The organism is Gaetbulibacter aestuarii, from assembly GCF_039537665.1.
In the GTDB taxonomy this organism is placed as follows: domain Bacteria; phylum Bacteroidota; class Bacteroidia; order Flavobacteriales; family Flavobacteriaceae; genus Gaetbulibacter_A; species Gaetbulibacter_A aestuarii.
This window is the reverse complement of the sequence record NZ_BAABAY010000007.1, coordinates 193,821-213,161: the sequence shown is the minus strand read 5'-3', so window position 1 is coordinate 213,161 and position 19,341 is coordinate 193,821. Positions and strand designations below refer to the sequence as shown.

At 37.2% G+C, this 19,341-nt stretch carries 21 protein-coding genes; 4 read left to right on the top strand and 17 right to left on the bottom strand.

The genetic code is table 11. The annotated features are described in order from the left end of the window. Positions 1-155: 155 nt before the first annotated feature. From ABD682_RS13970 to ABD682_RS13950, 5 genes are all read right to left on the bottom strand, one after another. Complete coding sequence (locus tag ABD682_RS13970) at positions 156-1,520, bottom strand: exonuclease domain-containing protein (protein WP_344742191.1); 1,365 nt, start codon at positions 1,518-1,520, stop codon at positions 156-158. A gap of 11 nt (positions 1,521-1,531) precedes the next feature. After that, a complete protein-coding gene (locus ABD682_RS13965; protein ID WP_344742189.1) occupies positions 1,532-2,194 on the bottom strand; it encodes a YggS family pyridoxal phosphate-dependent enzyme in 663 nt (220 codons plus the stop codon). A 12-nt stretch (positions 2,195-2,206) separates the two neighbouring features. Beyond that, positions 2,207-3,445, bottom strand: a complete 1,239-nt coding sequence (locus ABD682_RS13960; protein WP_344742188.1) for a DUF1015 domain-containing protein — start codon at positions 3,443-3,445, stop codon at positions 2,207-2,209. 18 nt (positions 3,446-3,463) lie between these two features. After that, positions 3,464-4,354, bottom strand: coding sequence for a 3-hydroxybutyryl-CoA dehydrogenase (locus ABD682_RS13955; protein ID WP_344742187.1), 891 nt, complete (start codon positions 4,352-4,354; stop codon positions 3,464-3,466). An 87-nt stretch (positions 4,355-4,441) separates the two neighbouring features. Next, a complete protein-coding gene (locus ABD682_RS13950) occupies positions 4,442-5,401 on the bottom strand; it encodes a Gfo/Idh/MocA family protein (RefSeq protein ID WP_344742186.1) in 960 nt (319 codons plus the stop codon). A gap of 158 nt (positions 5,402-5,559) precedes the next feature. Here ABD682_RS13950 and ABD682_RS13945 point away from each other — a divergent pair, with 158 nt between their 5' ends. Next, on the top strand, positions 5,560-6,201 hold the full coding sequence (locus ABD682_RS13945; RefSeq protein ID WP_344742311.1) for a protein-L-isoaspartate(D-aspartate) O-methyltransferase: 642 nt from the start codon (positions 5,560-5,562) through the stop codon (positions 6,199-6,201). Position 6,202: 1 nt separating this feature from the next. Here ABD682_RS13945 and ABD682_RS13940 read toward each other — a convergent pair whose 3' ends face one another. From ABD682_RS13940 to ABD682_RS13920, 5 genes are all read right to left on the bottom strand, one after another. Further along, entirely contained in the window at positions 6,203-6,646 is a 444-nt protein-coding gene (locus tag ABD682_RS13940) for a YybH family protein (protein ID WP_344742184.1), read from the bottom strand. An 11-nt stretch (positions 6,647-6,657) separates the two neighbouring features. Beyond that, the gene (locus ABD682_RS13935; protein WP_344742182.1) at positions 6,658-7,212 is read right to left on the bottom strand and encodes a DUF922 domain-containing protein; all 555 of its coding nucleotides are present in this window, start codon (positions 7,210-7,212) and stop codon (positions 6,658-6,660) included. 23 nt (positions 7,213-7,235) lie between these two features. Continuing rightward, the gene (locus tag ABD682_RS13930; RefSeq protein ID WP_344742181.1) at positions 7,236-9,065 is read right to left on the bottom strand and encodes a Xaa-Pro dipeptidyl-peptidase; all 1,830 of its coding nucleotides are present in this window, start codon (positions 9,063-9,065) and stop codon (positions 7,236-7,238) included. A gap of 5 nt (positions 9,066-9,070) precedes the next feature. Continuing rightward, positions 9,071-9,640 (bottom strand): hypothetical protein, encoded by a 570-nt coding sequence (locus tag ABD682_RS13925; protein WP_344742180.1) that lies wholly within the window; start codon positions 9,638-9,640, stop codon positions 9,071-9,073. Positions 9,641-9,769: 129 nt separating this feature from the next. Continuing rightward, positions 9,770-10,819 (bottom strand): proline iminopeptidase-family hydrolase, encoded by a 1,050-nt coding sequence (locus ABD682_RS13920; protein WP_344742178.1) that lies wholly within the window; start codon positions 10,817-10,819, stop codon positions 9,770-9,772. A 142-nt stretch (positions 10,820-10,961) separates the two neighbouring features. Here ABD682_RS13920 and ABD682_RS13915 point away from each other — a divergent pair, with 142 nt between their 5' ends. Next, on the top strand, positions 10,962-11,180 hold the full coding sequence (locus tag ABD682_RS13915) for a hypothetical protein (protein ID WP_344742177.1): 219 nt from the start codon (positions 10,962-10,964) through the stop codon (positions 11,178-11,180). 5 nt (positions 11,181-11,185) lie between these two features. Here the strand turns inward: ABD682_RS13915 and ABD682_RS13910 are convergent, their stop codons facing one another. Then, positions 11,186-11,614, bottom strand: coding sequence for a hypothetical protein (locus ABD682_RS13910; protein WP_344742175.1), 429 nt, complete (start codon positions 11,612-11,614; stop codon positions 11,186-11,188). A gap of 54 nt (positions 11,615-11,668) precedes the next feature. After that, positions 11,669-12,127 carry an SsrA-binding protein SmpB gene (gene smpB / locus ABD682_RS13905; protein WP_344742310.1) on the bottom strand — a complete coding sequence of 153 codons (459 nt, stop codon included), beginning with the start codon at positions 12,125-12,127 and terminating at the stop codon, positions 11,669-11,671. 119 nt (positions 12,128-12,246) lie between these two features. On the opposite strand from smpB, the gene lpdA reads away from it, so the two are divergent. Beyond that, a complete protein-coding gene (gene lpdA, locus ABD682_RS13900) occupies positions 12,247-13,647 on the top strand; it encodes a dihydrolipoyl dehydrogenase (RefSeq protein ID WP_344742174.1) in 1,401 nt (466 codons plus the stop codon). 80 nt (positions 13,648-13,727) lie between these two features. Here lpdA and ABD682_RS13895 read toward each other — a convergent pair whose 3' ends face one another. The 3 genes from ABD682_RS13895 to ABD682_RS13885 all read right to left on the bottom strand — a co-directional run bounded on the left by ABD682_RS13895 (position 13,728) and on the right by ABD682_RS13885 (position 16,223). Beyond that, positions 13,728-14,510 carry a S1/P1 nuclease gene (locus tag ABD682_RS13895; RefSeq protein WP_344742173.1) on the bottom strand — a complete coding sequence of 261 codons (783 nt, stop codon included), beginning with the start codon at positions 14,508-14,510 and terminating at the stop codon, positions 13,728-13,730. 63 nt (positions 14,511-14,573) lie between these two features. Beyond that, the gene (locus ABD682_RS13890) at positions 14,574-15,296 is read right to left on the bottom strand and encodes a LytR/AlgR family response regulator transcription factor (RefSeq protein WP_344742172.1); all 723 of its coding nucleotides are present in this window, start codon (positions 15,294-15,296) and stop codon (positions 14,574-14,576) included. Next, positions 15,297-16,223 (bottom strand): sensor histidine kinase, encoded by a 927-nt coding sequence (locus tag ABD682_RS13885; RefSeq protein WP_344742169.1) that lies wholly within the window; start codon positions 16,221-16,223, stop codon positions 15,297-15,299. Positions 16,224-16,540: 317 nt separating this feature from the next. Here ABD682_RS13885 and ABD682_RS13880 point away from each other — a divergent pair, with 317 nt between their 5' ends. Then, positions 16,541-16,966 (top strand): MotA/TolQ/ExbB proton channel family protein, encoded by a 426-nt coding sequence (locus ABD682_RS13880; RefSeq protein WP_344742168.1) that lies wholly within the window; start codon positions 16,541-16,543, stop codon positions 16,964-16,966. Positions 16,967-17,016: 50 nt separating this feature from the next. On the opposite strand, the gene ABD682_RS13875 is transcribed toward ABD682_RS13880, so the two are convergent. Together ABD682_RS13875 and ABD682_RS13870 are read right to left on the bottom strand one after the other, a co-directional pair. After that, complete coding sequence (locus ABD682_RS13875) at positions 17,017-18,369, bottom strand: DEAD/DEAH box helicase (protein ID WP_344742167.1); 1,353 nt, start codon at positions 18,367-18,369, stop codon at positions 17,017-17,019. A gap of 38 nt (positions 18,370-18,407) precedes the next feature. Then, on the bottom strand, positions 18,408-19,295 hold the full coding sequence (locus tag ABD682_RS13870) for an aldose 1-epimerase family protein (RefSeq protein WP_344742166.1): 888 nt from the start codon (positions 19,293-19,295) through the stop codon (positions 18,408-18,410). Between the last annotated feature and the right edge of the window lie 46 nt (positions 19,296-19,341).

Genomic DNA, 19,341 nt, shown 5'->3' with positions numbered 1-19,341 from the left:
TTATTGCAAAATGTAACAACTTTTGATTTCAATAGGGTGTTTTTCAATGGCTGAAATTTTAAGCATTAATTTTAATTCCTTTGTAAAAAATGCTGAAAATCAATCTAATAAAGCAATAAATGGAGGTAAGAAATAATCAAAAATAAATTTGAAATTTAATCCAATGAAATACACTTTAGACGTTTATTCCTTCTAAGATAACTTTGAATGATGTGCTGTGTATGACGGTTATTTTTCATTGGTGTTATTATGGATTCTAAAACCTTAATATTAGTTATCTGATAATTGAGGTTGAAAAATCCCAACCCCTTAAAAACACCATTTTCAATTAATATAGCACTGCGTTCATCAACATCACGTCCTTTATCGATGATCACCATATTTTTATTTGCGTAACTGTTTTTTTCTATCAAGGCTTTTACACGTTCATTGTATGATTCTATAGATTCTTCGCCAATACACGCGCCATGGCACTCTTTGATCTCGTATTTAAAACAACTTGATTTTGTTTTGTAGAGTCCCACTAATTTCTGGCATAAGTTATAATCCTCGACAGCTTTACTTAAAAAACTTTTACCACTCATACGGTTGCTAAAGGTAGTAATGGGTTTTTTTCTACCATCTGCAGCGTCTATTTTTAAATTAATATAGCCTTCCTCGTCCTCAAAACTGTATAAGGCGTGAGTAAATATACTGCGGCGTAAAGCCCGATTAAATATAGGTTTTACGCGTTTTATTTCTTCACTTTCTTTAAGCAAGGCCACGAGCTCGCTACCTGTAGCTTCGTAGGTAACTTCCGTAACCTTCGCCTGAATCTTTTTTGATTTTCTATCGGTTCCTGTGAAGTGCTGATTGATCCTTTTTTTAATGTTGTTACTTTTACCAATATAAAGGATCTTTCCGGCTTCGTCATGCATGTAATAAACACCTGTTACAGAGGGCATTTCAGCAATGATATCAATATGTCTCGGTTCTAATTGTCTTTTTGGATTCAATCTTACCGCATCGCTTACAATTTGTTTATCGGTATCCTTGCTTAATAAAAGTTTGAAGAGTTTTACCGTTGCAATAGCATCACCAGAGGCTCGGTGACGATCGGTTACAGGTATGCCTAAGGAGCGTACCAATTTCCCCAGACTGTAAGAATCCTGCCCGGGAATTAATTTTTTAGACAATTCTACGGTACATAATGATCGTCGGTCATAATCAAAACCTAAACGTTTGAATTCCGTAGATAAAATACGATAGTCAAATTGAGCATTGTGTGCTACCAGAATGCAGTCTTCAGTAATCTCGACGATACGTTTTGCAACTTCATAAAATTTGGGAGCACTATGAAGCATGGTGTTGTTAATACCGGTAAGGTTAACCACAAAAGGTTGTATTTCGCGCTCAGGGTTGACTAAGCTAATAAATTGATCGACCACCTCATGCCCATCAAATTTGTAAATAGCAATTTCAGTGATACCCTCTTCATTATACTTTCCACCTGTCGTTTCTATGTCTAATATTGCGTACAAATAATTCTATTTTATTCCCGTGAACCAAAGATACTACTTCCAATACGAACCATATTACTACCGCAATCTATGGCAATTTTATAATCGCCACTCATGCCCATGCTGATAATTTCGAGATTGCAATTAGGCCTTTGATACCTTTTAAGTTTATCGAAAGTGGTTTTTAAAAATGAAAACTCCTTTTTAACCTGAGTTTCATCATCGGTAAATGTTGCCATACCCATAAACCCTCGAATATTCACAAATTTGAATGCTGCTAAAGCATCAGAATTTAAAATTTCCCCGGCTTTTTCTGCTGTCATTCCAAATTTAGAATCTTCTTCAGCTATTTTAATTTGAAGTAAGCAGTTTATAACCCGATCGTTCTTTTCCCCTTGTTTATTGATCTCTTTCAATAATTTCATCCGATCTACGCCATGGATCAATGAAACAAACGGTGCCATGTATTTTATTTTATTACTTTGAACATGACCGATCATATGCCATTCAATATCTTTCGGTAAAGCCTCATATTTATCCGTCATTTCCTGAACCTTATTTTCACCAAATATCCTATGGCCGGCATTGTAAGCCTCCATAATGTCCTCGTTGGGTTTCGTTTTTGAAACCGCAACAAGCGTTACATTATCAGGTAATTCGGCTTTAATATGTTCCAGATTCTCTTGAATATTCATAAAATCTTGTTTTTAAAATTCGTAGATGGTTACACCGCTTCGTAATTTGGGTTCAATAAACGTGCTTTTTGGAGGCATAGTAAGGCCCTCATCAGCGATGGCTTTCATTTCTTCTATCGTTATTGGTACCAGACCGAAGCCCACTTTAAAAAAGCCCTCATCAACCTTATCTTTAATGTTTACCAGATCGTTTCTCCCAAAAGAATATTCAATACGCGTATCATTTCTTAAATCGCTAATGCCAAGAATAGGTTCCAATACGGTTTTGTATAAAATCTGCGTATCCAAAGCATCCAGGGCCGTATTAAAACTATAATTACTTTTCCTTAAATACAACGAATAAAAATCGCCGTCCAGATACATACTAAAGTGATGTTTATTCGTTGGTTTATAAAGCTCTGAGCCACGGTTTTCAATGCGAAAAACGGCGTCTAATTTAATTAGAAATGCTTCCTTTGATAAACCATTGAGGTCTTTTACGAGTCTGTTAAATTCGTAGATTTTCAAATGAGATTCCGGAATCAGATAACTCATAAAAAAGTTATAAGGTTCCTTGCCGGTGTGATTTTTATTTTCAGATTTCAGATCATCGGCTAACAAGCACGATGAGGCTGAGCGATGATGACCATCAGCGATGTATAAGGTATCCATTTTTTCGAATTCGTCCTTGATACTCTTTACTAATTTAGGATCTTCTAACTTCCATAAATAATGCGTATCACGATAGGTTGTTGTGAATTCAAATTCGGCACGTTCGCTCTGTATTTGTTCAATGATCAAACCGATCACATGATTATCAGGATAGGTGAGTAGTACCGGTTCGGCATTGAACCCAACGGTTTTTAAATAATCTTTAAAAATACGTTCCCGAAACTCAATAGTGTCCTCATGTTTTTTGATGATGTCGTTCCTATAATCTTCCGCGGAAGCGGCTGCCACGATTCCTGAAAAAGCAAATCCTTCACGATTTACAATTTTATAAATGTAATAAGCAGGCTTTTCATCCTGAACGAATATGCCGTCTTCCTTGAATTCCAAATACCGATTTTTCACTAAAGTGTAGCGTTCTTTACCCGTAATATCCTGATGGTATTTGTATCCGGGATTGATGATGTGCAAGAAAGAAAACGGATTATAGTCCAATCGAGCTTCCAGTTCATCCTGCGTGTAGCTTTGATAGGAACGCGAAGCCACTAAACTGACCTTATCCCGCGTTGGGCGCACGGCTTTGAAAGGATTTATTTTAGCCATATCGGAAGTTTTCTTTTTTTAATTTGAAAATTGAGCTGCTATGGTCTCAGCCTTTTTACTTTCTGAATAATCGTAGAATCCTTCACCCGATTTCACACCTAATTTTCCGGCGCGAACCATATTCACCAAAAGGGGACAAGGGGCATATTTTGGGTTTTTAAATCCGTCATACATCACATTCAATATAGAAAGGCATACGTCCAATCCAATAAAATCAGCAAGTTGTAAAGGTCCCATAGGATGCGCCATACCAAGTTTCATCACGGTATCAATTTCGTATACACCGGCAACACCGTTGTATAGTGTTTCAATGGATTCATTGATCATGGGCATTAAAATTCTGTTTGCAACAAATCCGGGATAATCATTGACTTCCACCGGAACTTTACCCAAGGTTTCAGATAAGCTCATAATGGTTTTCGTTACCTCGTCACTAGTACTGTAACCACGAATGATCTCAACGAGTTTCATGATCGGCACCGGATTCATAAAATGCATCCCTATCACTTTATCAGGACGCTCCGTTGCTGCGGCAATTTGTGTAATGGAAATAGAGGATGTGTTGGTGGCTAAAATGGTTTTTGGATCGCATAAACCATCTAAATCTTTGAATATTTTTAATTTAATATCAACATGCTCTACAGCGGCTTCAACCACAAGATCTACGTTTTTTACGCCTTTTGATAATTCCGTGAATGGGATAATATTACCTAAGGTTTCATTTTTATCAGCTTCACTGATCTTTTCCTTCGCGATCATACGATCGAGATTCTTTGCAATGGTTGCAATACCGCGATCCAGGGATGATTGATGAAGATCAATAAGGTTAACTTTAAATCCGTTTTGTGCAAAAGTATGTGCGATACCATTTCCCATAGTTCCTGCACCTATTACTGCAATATGTTTCATGTATTAAAATTTAGTTTAGTGTATCATGATTTTAAAAACCATAATAATTAAAGTTTGAAATTTTCAAGTGTATTAATTGGTAAAAAATTAAAAACACTCTATAATCTTTGTAGCAACACGTAAGGCTTCAGTGCCATCGTGAAGTGTTACTACTGGTGTAGTATTGGTTGTTATAGCGTGTGCAAAAGCTTCCAATTCATCTAAAATAGAATTGTTGTTCTCCACTTTTGGATTATCGAAATAAATCTGTTTTCTAACGCCTTCAGCATTCTGTAAAACCATATCAAAATCGCCGGGATGTTCGGGAGCATCTTTCATTTTAACGACTTCGCATTTTTTCGTAAGGAAGTCTACTGAAATATAAGCGTCCTTTTGAAAGAAGCGTGCTTTACGCATTTTCTTTAATGAAATACGACTTGCCGTTAAATTGGCAACACAGCCGTTTTCAAATTCTAATCTGGCGTTAGCGATATCTGGCGTGTCACTAATAACAGCTACGCCGCTGGCGGAAATGTTTTTTATTTTTGATTTAACGATACTTAAAATGATATCAATATCATGGATCATCAAGTCTAAAACCACCGGAACATCGGTACCTCGTGGATTAAATTCTGAAAGCCTGTGTGTTTCTATGAACATAGGCAATTTAATTTCGCTTTTTACCGCCAGATACGCCGGGTTAAAGCGTTCTACATGCCCAACCTGTCCTCGTAATCCGTGTTCTGCCAATAGTTCACGAATGTGTTCTGCTTCTTCAACGGTATTTGTTATGGGCTTTTCAATAAAGATATGTTTGCCTTTTGCAATAGCTTTTTTGGCGCATTCATAATGTGAAAGGGTAGGTGTTACGATATCCACCATATCAACGGCATCAATAAGTTCGTCTACAGTATTGAATAAATGGTAACCAAATTCTTCTGCTACTCTTTTACCATTTTCTATGTCGGCATCATAGAATCCGACGAGTTGATATTTTTCTGATTGTTTTAGTAATCTTAAATGAATTTTTCCAAGATGACCTGCACCTAGTACACCGGCTTTTAGCATAAGTTTTTACATTTTCAACAAAAATAAAATAATTTAAGCTTCAATTTAGCTAAAACTAAGGAATATTTGGGTGGAATTTTAGGAAAAATAAATTCTTATTAAATTGTTTTTAGCTTTGAAATCTTTATCTAACTTTAACCTCTGAAATGCCATTAAAATTGACCGATACTTTTAAACATAGAGGCTTACGCCAGAAACTTGTTGAAACCGTAAAAGCCAAGGGAATACAAAGCGAACCCGTTTTAAAGGCCCTTGGAAAGATACCTCGACATCTTTTTATGGATTCAGGTTTTTTGGATCATGCCTACCAGGATAAAGCATTCCCTATTGCTGCAGACCAAACCATTTCACAACCCTACACGGTAGCGTTCCAAACGGAATTGCTCGAAATTAAAAAAGGCGATAAGGTTCTGGAAATAGGTACGGGCAGTGGCTATCAAACGGCGGTTTTATGTGAACTTGGCGCTCGCGTATATAGCATTGAACGGCAACAGGAACTCTTTAAAAAAACCAGTAAATTTTTGCCAAAACTAGGTTACCGTGCTAAAAAACTCATTTTTGGTGATGGGTATAAAGGATTACCTGAAGAAGCACCTTTTGACAGTATTATTGTTACAGCCGGAGCACCTTTTGTTCCTAAAGCCTTATTGAAGCAACTTAAAATTGGAGGTCGAATAGTGATTCCTGTTGGCGATGATGTCCAAACCATGACCCTCATTATTCGAAAAGGACAAAAAGAATTTGAAAAGCACGATTATGGTGAATTCAGATTTGTACCGCTTCTAGAGGACAAGAATTAAACTAATCCCAGACAAATTTCCAGGTACGATCCGGTTGGCGTTTCCAGACCGTGTGAAAAATACCTTTACTGGATTTTTCATTTCCAAGAGAATCCTGATACTTGTAGATATAGTTGCCATACGTATATCCCAGATCTCCGGAAGCAGAAACTTCCACAAAGCTGGGCTCCCACGATAAGCCTTTAGAGTTGCTATTTTTCATGTATTCTTTAATATCTGCTTTACCTTTTACCAAAGTATTATTACGTAGTAAAACACCATCATCGGCAACAAAATGGAGGAAAGCCACATTCATTCCCTTGTCCTGTGCCATAGTGCTAAAGGCCTTTTCTGTTTGTGCGATCTCTTCCTTCCATTGTTTAATATTTTGTTCTTTTTTCCCGTTATCACAGGCTAAAAACATGAAGAACAATGAAAAAATGGAGATATAATTGATGTTTTTCATCACGAAGAGGTTTAAATTAATTGCTCATTTAGTTGACCGGTGATCGTATCGATCCAAATTTTATTTTTATCCCAATTTAAACCATGGTTAGTTTCTCGGTCATATTTTTTCTGAAGTACATCACAAGCTCTCCACAGATCTTTATAAACTCTTAAATAGGTATCAAAACCCCTAATCTTGTTCTTACTTAATTTTGAAAATTCTTTTCTGATCTTAAAAGCGAATAAGGCCGCAATATCAAAATGTAATTGCTCATGAGCTAATAAATTATCATCCTTTTTAAAGACCCAGGATTCATTTTTATAAAAATGGGCTTCAGCCTTTAAAACATTAGGATTCTGAATGTTATTATTTTCATCCACAAGAATATTTCTGGGTAATATTTCAATTTTATAGGAAGTTTGAGCATAACCAATAATATTTAAATTGGGTTCGGCTTGAAAATCCTCCCATTGTAATCGTGTGTCTTTACTCCAGGGTATATAGGCTGATTGTGCTAAACCCAAACTCTGCAATACCAAAGTTAAGAGTAAACTTAAAGTGATATGTCTCGGGATTTTAGCCATCTTATTAATTTCCAAATATGACTTTAGAACTTGTCTTTTGTCAAACCACCTACTATTGGTAAAGTCAGTGAGGTTCCGTCCAGGTCTATTGTTAATTCAGTCCCCGGTTTAGGATGCAGTGTAAAATTCTTATCACTTGAAAAGATCATCAACCCAATTTGTTGTCCGGCTCGAATAACCTGATCATCCGGCTCTAGATCAAAGGTAATTTCATAAAACTTTCCGGGTTTAAGAGGCTTACTCTCTGATAAGGACTTATAGTTTTGTGGATCTGCCCAACCTCTGGTAATAATGTTATCGGTAATTCTGGTGCGACGACCATCTTCCCAGGGTAAAGAAACCAACCATACAGACAAGTTGGCTGCCGGTTTACTGCTGGCCAGTTTTACCGTTATTTTAGGAAGACCTGAAATGTGAATATCTTCTTTTAATTTTGGGGTGAGATACAATAAGCGATGCTCTGTGAATTCTGCCTGAGCAAGTGCCTCACCGGCAAAAGAGTAATTATCAACCAACGTTTCTGTGCCTTGATTTGAAGTGCTTTCAAGGGTTAGTCCACCATACCCTGGAGCTCCCGGTGTAAGGTGCAGCGTAACATCCTGAGATTGCGGATTTGGGAAGTCGGCGTAAGGTGTCGGGTTATCCCTGTCATCATATTCTCTTACGATATAAGCTTTGTTTTCCGATTTTTCCACACCGTTATCAATTCCAAATAAATAATGCGTAAACCAGGCATTCATCATAGCGATCGGCGGTGGTCCGCCATGACCGTTCTGATGATAATAGATCTGTGTTTCCAGGCCCATCTCTTCAGCTTTTTTAAAAATGCGATAGCTGTGCTCAGGCATCACATTCCAATCGTTAAACCCGTGCGACATGAATAACGCAGCCTTCATAGGAGCCATATCGTTTAAATAATCGCGGCCGGCCCAAAAATCATTATAATCACCGGTAATTCGATCCTGACCATTGCGCATTTCAGTATCACGAATCACCTTATTATTTCTGGCTCGTTTGGCTTCATCACCACTATTAATAAAATCGTAAAGCACATCAATATCCTCGCCCAAATAACCGCCCGGTGAACGGACTAAACCATTCGAGCGGTAGTAATGATAGTATGACGTATTAGGTGCTACAGGAATAATAGCCTTTAGTCCATCAACACCTGTGGTTGCAGCCGCTAAAGGAATGGTGCCATTATATGATGTGCCTGTCATGCCAACGTTACCGGTTGTCCAATAGGCTTTAACTTCTTCACCTCCATAAGGTTCTGTGTAGCCTTTTGCTCTCCCGTTTAGCCAATCAATAACAGCTTTTGGTGCAAGCGATTCATTATCGCCACCAACTGTTGGAGCACCTTGCGATAAACCTGTTCCCGGGGAAGAGGAGTGCACCACAATATAACCCCTTGGCACCCAGGTTGAAATCTGAGAATTTGAAATGATAGGTCGTTCTCCGGTTCGAATTACCTCAGGATGGGTATGTTCCGGACCCCAAACACCCAATTCGTGGTTAACATCCCAAAATTCATCACCATTTCCGCGAGCTACACCTGCGTAATACGGACTGGACTCATAAACCACCGGTAGTTTTAAGCCTTCTGTTTCCGTTTGATAAGGTCTGGTAACATCCACATGCATCCGATCTAATTTCCCGTCACCATCCGAATCAAACGTAGTTTCGACAAACAAATCTTCGCGTATCCATTTATCGGGTGTATTAAATGCGTCAACAATTTGAGCCTTTCCATCCTTGAAAACCGGTTGAGCCTTTTCTTGGGCAAAACTTAGTGTCGTACCAACAGTTAAAAGAAATAGTAAAACTTGAATTTTTTTAGAGAATATTTTCATGCTTTTTAGTAGTTATTTGGTAAGTATGTTTTTGGTATGGGATTGTATTTGGTTTCCTGCGTCCAGAAAATGTTTACGATCCACCAGCGCTTGCCGTCAAATTGTAGTTGAATACTATTGATACCCCGCATAAACGGTGTTTTCTGATCGTGCGTTAAATAAGCTTCATAGGTGCTGAAAACATGAGCGATATTTCCAAAAGCATCAATCTCACGATGGATCTCTTTTTCAATAAAGCCGTTTTCTTCAAGCCATGTACCTGAATTTTTGATGTAATCATCCGGCGACATGTAATTCACCATATATTGACCTAGTTCGTTGATACCGGAGGGAATAAGTTTGGCATCCGGTTTAAAAAGATATTTGAACTGTTTCCAATTTCTTTTTTCGTTTTTCCCTCCTGAAATAGAACGATAGAGGGTCTTTATGGTTTTATCAAGGGTTAGAACGCGTGAACTGTCTATAGAAAATTCAACCGGGTTTTCAGCATTTTTTGAAGTATCATCATCTTTTTTCTGGGCATGAATACTATTAATGCAGAGCGTAAAAGACAAAACGAGCACAAGGTGTTTCATAGTGGTGTTTAAATTATGAGCAAAATAATTATTCTCAGTCATAAAAACGCAATGAAAGTCTTAAAATTTTACAGTGCAAAGTAGCATCCTGTTTTCACAGTTAATAGAACACGCAATCTCAATTCTTATTTAATAGGAAGCATCAATATCTACCTTTTTCACAAAATTGATCAAGCCGTCAAAATAAGTTTTTTGATCGTCGTACATGGCCATGTGGCTTCCATTCGGGCATAATAAGAAACTACCGTTTTGAACTTGTGTAGACATCCATTCCATGTATTTAGGATCCATCGTATCGTGCGCCGCGCCAATGATGAGCGTTGGTGTGTTAATTTCAGGAAGATCCTTACTGCGGTCCCAGGTGTATAGTTTAGCGCTTTCGGTAATACCAAATTCACTAGGGCCTTGCATGTAAACGTATAGGCCGTTGTTCAACTTTTCGAAAGCGCGATTCACAGGATTCGGCCAATCTTCCAATGGCATTCTAAGAATATGTTGCGTGTAAAAATACTTGAACAATAACTCACTGTATTTAGGATTATCAAATTCATTATTTGCCTCGAGATCTTTAACCTCTTTTAAAACCTCAGGTGGTAACTGCGGACCTAATACCTCCTGAGCATACTTATTATATTCCGGAACAGAGGCCACCATATTAGAAATAACCAAACCTTTGAGATTCTTTTGATATTTTAAAGCGTATTCCGTGGCTACAATACCGCCCCAGGAATGCCCCAGTAAATAAAAGTTGGTACTGTCCAGATCTAGAGCTTTGCGTACTTGTTCCACTTCATCAACATAGCGGTCTAAAGTCCATAGCGTAGAGTCATTCGGTTGGTCGCTGTAAGCTGATTCCAGCTGATCGTAATAATAGTATTCTATCCCGGCTTCAGGGAAATAAGAATCAAAAGATTCAAAATATTCGTGCGTAGCACCAGGACCTCCATGGAGTAAAAGCATTTTCATTTTTGGGTTGTTTCCAACACGCTTTGTCCAAACGTTAAAGGTGCCTTTATCGGTTTTTATAGGGATCATTTTAACACCACCACTCAAAGCATCATCCCTGTTGGAATAATCCAGATAATGACTTTCAGTATCAGAAGAAACTGTTTTTTGTTCTTGTTGTTTGCAACTTAAGGAGATCAGACATAAACTGAAAAGCGCAATAAAATATTTCATAGTAATTTTGATTTTGATTAGTTTCAATGATCTAAACGGCATGGCGTTTAAGTCCTCTAAAATAAGAAAAAACTTCCTGTGAATATCAGGAGTTTAATTTATTTTAAAACGTTATCTTAGTTGAAACTAAACTAAAAACAAAATGAATAAAACGCTTAGAGGCATTATTTTATTAGCCATAGGAATCTTCATCATTGTATGGGCACTGAATCATAAACCAACGAATGAATTACAGGAAGCAGTGAACTCGATGTTCGACGGAAGTAGTTATAGCATGAGTGAACCCTGGTATTATGCATCACTGGTTGTAGGGGCGTTGCTAAGTTTGGCAGGCTTACGTGATTTTATCGGGAAAAAATAGGTGAGTTATTTTAGTCTTGCGAAGGTGCTTCCAACACCATCATAAACATCCTGAGATATTATAAGAGTATCCTTTTTTTCAAGAATTAACATGCCGGAAGAAATGATGTTGCTTGAATCATTTGCATTTTCATCCAAGGTGATAAATGCAGCCAGCTTATTTTGTAAAAGAGACCTTTTCTCGGTTATATGATAACTACCGGTTCCAATTCTCAGTTTGCTTTTATATAGACTGTATTCGGAATCTTTATTTAGCCTTAATTCAATAGTGAATCCGGTTGATTCGGGTGTGTTATGGATATGATTGCCGATGCCACCATCAGTGCTGATCCATACCCAGGTTCCAAAAAGTTCCGGATTTACAAACGAAACTTCTGAAGATTTACAGCTGAATATTATAATTAATAGAAGTGCTGCAAAAAATAATTTTTTCATTGTAAACCCATTTAAGATAATAAGGTCTCGTTGTTGCATTTTATAAAACAACGCTTAGTTATAGATCTTCTTAATGCGATCTAAACGTCGTTTACTTTCCCGATCTTTAATGGTTTCGCGTTTATCGTATAACTTTTTACCGCGAGCTAAAGCGATATTCAATTTAGCCAAGCCACGATCGTTGATAAAAAGTTTCAACGGAATAATGGTCAGCCCCGAATTTTTAACTTCTTTGTGCAATTTTTTTAGTTCGCGTCGGGTAAGTAATAATTTGCGCTCAGCCTTAGGTCGGTGGTTGTAATAATTCCCGAATTTGTATTCTTCAATAGTCATATTCACCACAAATAATTCGCCTTTTTCATTAAATTCACAAAAACTTTCCGCAATAGAAGCTTTGCTTTCGCGAATCGATTTTATTTCGGTTCCGGTGAGCACAATTCCAGCCATGTATTTATCCAAAATTTCGTATTGAAACCGGGCTTTTCTGTTCTGTATGTTGATCTTCTTTTGCATGCAGCACAAAACTACGCAAATTATCATACTTTATGGCAATTTTTTATATGGTCTTCCGACAAAACATTCGTACTTTTGACTTCAGTTTATAAAACTTTCGATTTACCAAAAATAAAACTATGAAATCATACGATGTAGCCGTTATAGGCTCAGGGCCCGGAGGATATGTAGGTGCCATTCGTTGCGCCCAGTTAGGCTTAAAAACCGCTATTATAGAAAAATATGCCACACTTGGTGGTACGTGTTTGAATGTGGGTTGTATTCCCAGTAAAGCCTTATTAGATTCTTCACATCATTTTGAGGATGCTGTAAAACATTTTGAAGAACATGGTATTGATATTCCCGGTGAAGTAAAAGTAAATTTGGAAAAAATGATCTCCAGAAAGCAGGAGGTTGTAGATCAAACTACCGGTGGTATTGATTTTTTAATGAAGAAGAATAACATCGATGTTTACCATGGTATGGGTAGCTTTAAAGATGCTACACATATCACTATTGAAGGTGATGAGACCACGGAGATTGAAGCGAAAAATTCAATAATTGCTACCGGAAGCAAACCAGCAAGTTTACCATTTATTGATATTGATAAGGAACGTATCATTACATCTACAGAGGCTTTAAAATTGAAAGAAGTACCTAAGCACTTAATCATTATTGGTGGTGGTGTGATTGGTTTGGAGCTTGGTCAGGTGTATCGCCGACTTGGTGCTGAAGTAACCATCGTTGAATATATGGACCGCATTATCCCAACCATGGATAGTGGACTTTCAAAGGAATTGAATAAGGTCTTCAAAAAAGCAAAATTCTCAATTGCAGTATCTCACAAAGTGAAATCTGTGGAGCGCAAAGGCGATGAGGTTATCGTGAAAGCAGAAAACAAAAAAGGTGAAGATGTTGAGTTTAAAGGGGATTACTGTTTAGTTTCTGTAGGAAGAAAACCCTATACAGATGGCTTGAACGCTGAGGCTGCCGGAGTAAAACTTGATGATAGAGGACGCGTTGAAGTAAACGAACATCTGCAAACCAATGTTAAAAATATTTACGCGATCGGTGATGTGGTAAAAGGTGCTATGTTAGCGCATAAGGCAGAAGAAGAAGGTGTTTTTGTAGCGGAAACGATTGCAGGACAAAAGCCGCATATCGATTATAATTTAATTCCGGGTGTGGTATATACCTGGCCGGAAGTGGCATCTGTTGGTAAAACCGAAGAACAACTTAAAGAGGAAGGCATAGAATACAAATCAGGGCAATTCCCCATGCGTGCTTTAGGACGAAGTCGTGCCAGTATGGATACTGATGGTTTTGTTAAAATTTTAGCTGATAAGAAAACGGATGAAATTTTAGGCGTTCACATGATCGGTGCCAGAGCTGCAGATTTAATTGCTGAAGCTGTTGTAGCTATGGAATATCGTGCTTCTGCTGAAGATGTAGCCAGAATGTCACACGCGCATCCAACGTACACTGAAGCTGTTAAAGAAGCTGCGCTTGCAGCCACAGAAGACCGTGCGCTTCACGTGTAATCACCTAAAACATAGATAAAAAAAATCCCTTTCAGTTGATGAAAGGGATTTTTTTATTTTTTAATATTCTATTCAATGATCTAACTGAATAAATCATTTAACACTTTTGCCAATCGAACACCTGCTTTTTGGAGTTGCGTACGCACCGTTCCAAAATTGTCATAAGCATAACGGTAACGCAGGTTTTCGCCTTCCTTTACATGGTCGTAAACATTTCGGGTTAACTGATGTACTTCATTAACCCAGTCTACAACTGTTCCTTTTTGAATATCTCTTATTTGTTGCGCGGAAAGGATATCAGCATTTGCAGCCAGTTCAGAATAACTCATTTTATAATTTTCTATCATCTCACTATCCCAAACGCGGTGCAAATTAGAGTCGTTATAAAACCATTGTACTTTAAAATCGTTACCACCGCGATCTTCAGCTAAACCAATGTGCATTGGTTGATGTAAGTCGCCAATAAAATGTACTAGGAGTTTTAAATAAAAGGCTTTATCTTCTTTTGAAGTCTTAGGATCTTTAATGACTTCCATACATTTTGTGATGCCTGTTACCAGATCGCCATCCGGATTTTTTTCCGATTCCTGATAATCCTGATCCATAGGCATATTGATGTAATGCCAGCTGTAATATTTATCGTAACGTTTATCTGCCTTAATATCATCGGCATATGTTGAAACAAAGGCTAATCCATGACCGTCTAAAAGTTTATCTATGGCTTTTTTAGCCTTCACACTTAAATAATTTTCAGCAATTTGACCAACCACACGGTGTCCGGTAGGTCCCCAAAAGGATTTCATAGGGTTCGCGAAAACTTGTGTTGAAACAACTAAAAAAAGGAGAAGAAAATATTTTTTCATTTCAAAAATTTTGATGCAAAGTTAACTATATAAAACGATAAATTCAGCACGTTATTTGAGCTTTTAAAAATACTGTTCTAAAGTTTTGAGAACCTCATTTTTATAACTTCTACTTATGGATAAAGCCGTATTGGCAATGGTGATATATTCGTTGGTGAATGATACGATACGAGGAATTGCAATAATATAGGAACGGTGAATCCTTAAAAATTGGGTTTTCGGAAGCTTGGCATCTATGGCACTGATGGTTTCTCTGGTTACAACGGTTTTGTCAGTGAGATGGATTTTCAAATAATCACTGAAGCTTTCGATGTAAATAATTTCAGAAAAATCAATTTTTGTCATCGTTCTGTCAGACCGCACAAACATAAATGTGTTGTCATCTGATGTAGGGGGAAGTTGTTTTTTCGATTCCAAATACACGTCAAAGTAAGTGTTCACTGCTTTCAAAAGACGCTCAAAGGCGATTGGTTTTAACAAATAATCTACAGCCTGTAATTCAAAACCTTCCACAGCATAATCCCGATATGCCGTTGTAAAAATAATTTTGATATTCTTGTTGATGGATTTCGCAAAGGCGATCCCTGATATTTCGGGCATGTTGATGTCCAGAAAAACAAGGTCGATCGGTTTTGAGCTGATATATTGAAAGGCTTCCATAGCGGTACTACAGCGCGCCACCACATGGATGTTCTTTATTTTGGCCAGATGACTTTCAATAACTTCGCGGGCTACAGCTTCGTCATCAATGATCAGGCAGTTTATGGTTCTTCGTACTGTTCCCACTTAGTTCAAATCTAATTTTAATTCAACATTAAAGCTATCGTCGGTTTTATTAATCACCAATTTATGATTGTTTTTATAAAGGATATGTAAACGCTTTTTAATATTTTCTAAGCCAATACCTTTATTTGAAAATTCAGGTTTTGTGCTGGTGTTTTCAACAAGTAGAAAAATAGTTCTGCCACTACATTTCAACTGTATGAAGATATCTAAAACCCCATTTTTGATAGCGCCATGTTTAAAACTATTTTCAATGAAAGGTAACAATAGCATGGGAGCGATTTTCAGATCTTTTGGAATATGATCTTTTATAAATTCAATATTCAAAGTCTTGTTAAAGCGCATTTTTTCAAGAGCGATGTAGTCTTCAATGTGTGCCATTTCATCTGAAAGCGCAACAAAAGGTTTGTCGGATTGATACAATAAATAATCTAGTAAATTAGAGAGTTTCAAGATCATTTCAGGCGTTTCTTCCGCTTTGCGCAAAGCGAAGCCATACATCGTATTTAAAGTATTGAATAAAAAATGCGGATGGATCTGCATCTTCAAATAATGCAACTCCTGTTCTTTCAATTTAAGCTGTGTCTCCAGAATTTTAGTTTCCAGTTTTTTAGTTTCTTCACTGTGTTTTAAATTGATCTTAAGGAGTTTAAAAGCACTTGCCAAAAACACAACGATATAAACACTTGTAGCCACATATAAAATATTTCTCGTGGCCGGATTCATGTTATTATACTGAAATTCAGCTAGATAAGTCAGGCTGAAAAATATGGATAACATGATGAGATAACAGGATATGATAAAAGTGTAAACACTGTATAAGGCGAATAACCCATAGCGTTTGGTAACCAGATAATCGGGTATTAACTTGTAAATGGATACGTAGGTGGTAGCAATGGTTATCGGCATCAAAAAAAGTGAAAATGCCATGGCATCATTTAGTTTTGAAATGTCGCCACCAAAAAAATAAGTAAAAAAAAGCAATACGCCGCACCAAAATAGGAGGTGTAGAAAAATCCGAATCAAAAGATTTTTAATTGCTGCTTTTGTGAACATTTGAGCTAATTAAGCTACAATAATACTATAATTTTGAGCACGATTTGTATTTTGTAGACGAATAACGGAATTAGCGCCCGTTTCGACATCTTGTTAAAACCCATACTAATCCGGTTATTCATCGCATTTTAAAAAAGACACAGGATTTATAGCCTACTTTTGGAGGGTATTAATCAAAAAAACGAACTCATATGTACTCATTTATTTTAACCTTTATTCGTATTCCATTAATAGGAAATCCATTTGTTGAACGGTTTTACGAGGGCAATCCTGTGTTTATGACACCAATATTACTCTGTTTTCTAATTTCTATAGGATTCATAGTTTTTGGATTTTTAAAATTAAAAACGAATTCGGCATTAGTAAATAAAATGCTAAAACTTACCGCTGACAGTAGTCTTCTCGGTTTGGTTTTTGGATTTTTAGGATCTGTAATAGGTTTGATTGGCGCCTTTGATGGCGTTGAAGCCATAGGAAATCCGTCTCCGGCACTGTTTGCCGGCGGACTTAAAGTATCTTTACTTGCGGCAACATTTGGATTAGTTACTTTTCTTTTTGCGAGACTTGGTATCCTTATTTTGCGTGGTTTAAAAAAAGTAGAAGACGATAACGAATAGATGCCATCCATCAATCAAAAAACAAAACCTTTCCTTTTGGAGAGGTTTTTTTATTTTCCTTTATGGCGTTTATTGTAGTTCTTATCGCCGCGAGTTTTAGGTTTCTTGTACTTTTTAGCGATCTTGAATTTATAACTTCCTCCTAAATTCTCTTTTTTGTTCTTTTCTTTCTTTTCGTGAAAAGCCGGTCCGGGTGCATCTTCATCACGTTGTTTTAAGGGGTTGTAGTGCTCTTTAATTTTTGGCCGTTCTTCAGGAATAAGTTCATCTGAAATGGCGACAGTTTCAGGAAGATCAAGCAACGGAATTGTCATTTGCATGAGGTCTTCTATCTGTGTTACAAATTCCTCTTCTTTTTCTGTTGAAAATAAAATACTGTGCCCTTCACGTTCGGCACGACCTGTTCGCCCAATACGATGCATGTAATTTTCAGGATAATCCGGGGTGTCAAAATTTATAACGTGACTTATATTATCGATATCCAAGCCACGAGCCATAACATCTGTAGCTACCAAAATACGATTGTCGCCCTTTCGAAACTGTTCGATACTTCTTAAGCGATAATTTTGTGTTTTATTTGAATGAATAATTGCTAAGTCTTCTTTATAAAAGGCATCTAAAGCCTCAAATAAACGATCGGCCATGCGTTTGGAATCTACAAAAACCAAAACCTTGTTGAAGATTTCCTGATCTTTAAGAAGTTCAACCAACAGATTTACTTTGGTATTAAAGTTTGGAACTTTATAGCGGCTTTGTGCAATATTCTCCAAAGGTGTTCCCGAAACTGCGATAGATACACGTTCGGGAGCTTTAAAGAAATCATTGATCAAGGCATCAACGTCATGGGTCATGGTCGCTGAGAACATGATGTTCTGATGCTTCGACAGGAGTTCAAAAATATTGGTAATTTGAAAACGAAAGCCCAGATCCAGCATCACATCAACTTCATCGATGACTAATTTCTGAATAGATTTTAATCTCAATACCCTGGTTAAAGCCAGATCGTATAAACGTCCTGGAGTAGCAACTAAAATATCCAATCCTTGAGCAATAGCCTGTTTTTGAGTATTGATATTGGTTCCACCATAAACCCCTAAAACGCGGGTATTAATGTATTTTGAAAGTTTCTCAATATCATCAACCACTTGCACAACCAATTCTCGTGTTGGAACTAAAATAAGTACCCGTGGATTATCTTGTGTTGAATAGGGCAGACTTTTAAGAATAGGCAGCATATAAGCATAGGTTTTTCCGGTACCGGTTTGAGCAATACCAACCATATCCCGACCTGAAGCTACAACACTAAAAGCCTCCGCCTGTATAGGCGTAGGCGTTTTAAACCCAAGATCGTCCAGGGCATTTCGTAAAGGCGTATTTAAATTTAAATCGTCGAAGCTTTGCATAACTGCAGTTTGCGGGCAAAGGTACTGTTTTATTTCAACTACAAGTGCTTCTTATTTATTTCGATTTCATAGGAAGCATGAAATGTTTTATTAGAATCTAAAGTTAATATGCCTTCCTTGGTTTTGAAATTTTGATCATGGTCCTCATGGTCCGCTATGCCCAACCAGGGTTCAATGCATACAAAATCGCCATTAGGTTTTGCCCAGATCCCCAGGTAATTAAAATCAGGATATGTCACAGATAAAATGGTGCCGTGATTTTGGCTTTTTAATTGAACTTTTCGGGAAATTAAATCTTTAAAGATGAGAGCGTCCTCATTGAATAGATCATGCGTTAATGGGAGCGTTTTAGTATGCTCTAAGGTTGGTTTTGTCCGATTTGATATCAGTCCGTTAGCAGGATTTATCAGATGTGTTTTTGAAGTTTCTTCAGTTTCAAATTCTAAAAAATAATCACTGTAAGCATCATCCTTAAAAACCGGGCATTTGAAAGCCGGATGTCCGCCCAATGAGAAATACAATGGTTTGGAATCGCAATTTTTAACGTGATGATCGATCGTTATTCGATTTTCAATCAATGTAAATGAAATTCTAAATTCAAATTTGAAAGGATACTGTTTCAGGGTTTCTTCACTATAATCCAATCCAAAGATCAACTTATTTTCAGTTTGATCAACCAGATAAACCTTCGGATTATTCCTGATCATACCGTGTTTCGGAAGGCTGTAAGTAGTACCTTCAAAAACAAATGAATCCTTTTTCAAGGCACCAATAATAGGGAAGAGGTTGGGTGCATGACTGCCCCAAATATCCAGTTGCGCATCCCACATAAATTCTAAATGGGTTTTTAAACCGCTTATTTTACAAAGTTCAGCACCTGGATTTTTTACCCCGATCTCTAACAGGGCATTGCGAAGTGTGTACATAGATTTTCTTTGAAAGTAAGATACAAAAATCCTAATTTTTTGAGTA

Bases quoted from the DNA above. Each gene is read 5' to 3' on its own strand.
- ABD682_RS13960 (WP_344742188.1), bottom strand. From the start codon at position 3,445: ATGGCTAAAATAAATCCTTTCAAAGCCGTGCGCCCAACGCGGGATAAG.
- ABD682_RS13935 (WP_344742182.1), bottom strand. From the start codon at position 7,212: ATGGCTAAAATCCCGAGACATATCACTTTAAGTTTACTCTTAACTTTG.
- ABD682_RS13940 (WP_344742184.1), bottom strand. From the start codon at position 6,646: ATGAAAAACATCAATTATATCTCCATTTTTTCATTGTTCTTCATGTTT.
- ABD682_RS13870 (WP_344742166.1), bottom strand. From the start codon at position 19,295: ATGTACACACTTCGCAATGCCCTGTTAGAGATCGGGGTAAAAAATCCA.
- ABD682_RS13915 (WP_344742177.1), top strand. From the start codon at position 10,962: ATGAATAAAACGCTTAGAGGCATTATTTTATTAGCCATAGGAATCTTC.
- ABD682_RS13965 (WP_344742189.1), bottom strand. From the start codon at position 2,194: ATGAATATTCAAGAGAATCTGGAACATATTAAAGCCGAATTACCTGAT.
- ABD682_RS13950 (WP_344742186.1), bottom strand. From the start codon at position 5,401: ATGCTAAAAGCCGGTGTACTAGGTGCAGGTCATCTTGGAAAAATTCAT.
- ABD682_RS13885 (WP_344742169.1), bottom strand. From the start codon at position 16,223: ATGGCATTTTCACTTTTTTTGATGCCGATAACCATTGCTACCACCTAC.
- ABD682_RS13955 (WP_344742187.1), bottom strand. From the start codon at position 4,354: ATGAAACATATTGCAGTAATAGGTGCAGGAACTATGGGAAATGGTATC.
- ABD682_RS13920 (WP_344742178.1), bottom strand. From the start codon at position 10,819: ATGAAATATTTTATTGCGCTTTTCAGTTTATGTCTGATCTCCTTAAGT.
- ABD682_RS13925 (WP_344742180.1), bottom strand. From the start codon at position 9,640: ATGAAACACCTTGTGCTCGTTTTGTCTTTTACGCTCTGCATTAATAGT.
- ABD682_RS13880 (WP_344742168.1), top strand. From the start codon at position 16,541: ATGTACTCATTTATTTTAACCTTTATTCGTATTCCATTAATAGGAAAT.
- ABD682_RS13875 (WP_344742167.1), bottom strand. From the start codon at position 18,369: ATGCAAAGCTTCGACGATTTAAATTTAAATACGCCTTTACGAAATGCC.
- ABD682_RS13930 (WP_344742181.1), bottom strand. From the start codon at position 9,065: ATGAAAATATTCTCTAAAAAAATTCAAGTTTTACTATTTCTTTTAACT.
- ABD682_RS13895 (WP_344742173.1), bottom strand. From the start codon at position 14,510: ATGAAAAAATATTTTCTTCTCCTTTTTTTAGTTGTTTCAACACAAGTT.
- lpdA (WP_344742174.1), top strand. From the start codon at position 12,247: ATGAAATCATACGATGTAGCCGTTATAGGCTCAGGGCCCGGAGGATAT.
- ABD682_RS13910 (WP_344742175.1), bottom strand. From the start codon at position 11,614: ATGAAAAAATTATTTTTTGCAGCACTTCTATTAATTATAATATTCAGC.
- smpB (WP_344742310.1), bottom strand. From the start codon at position 12,127: ATGCAAAAGAAGATCAACATACAGAACAGAAAAGCCCGGTTTCAATAC.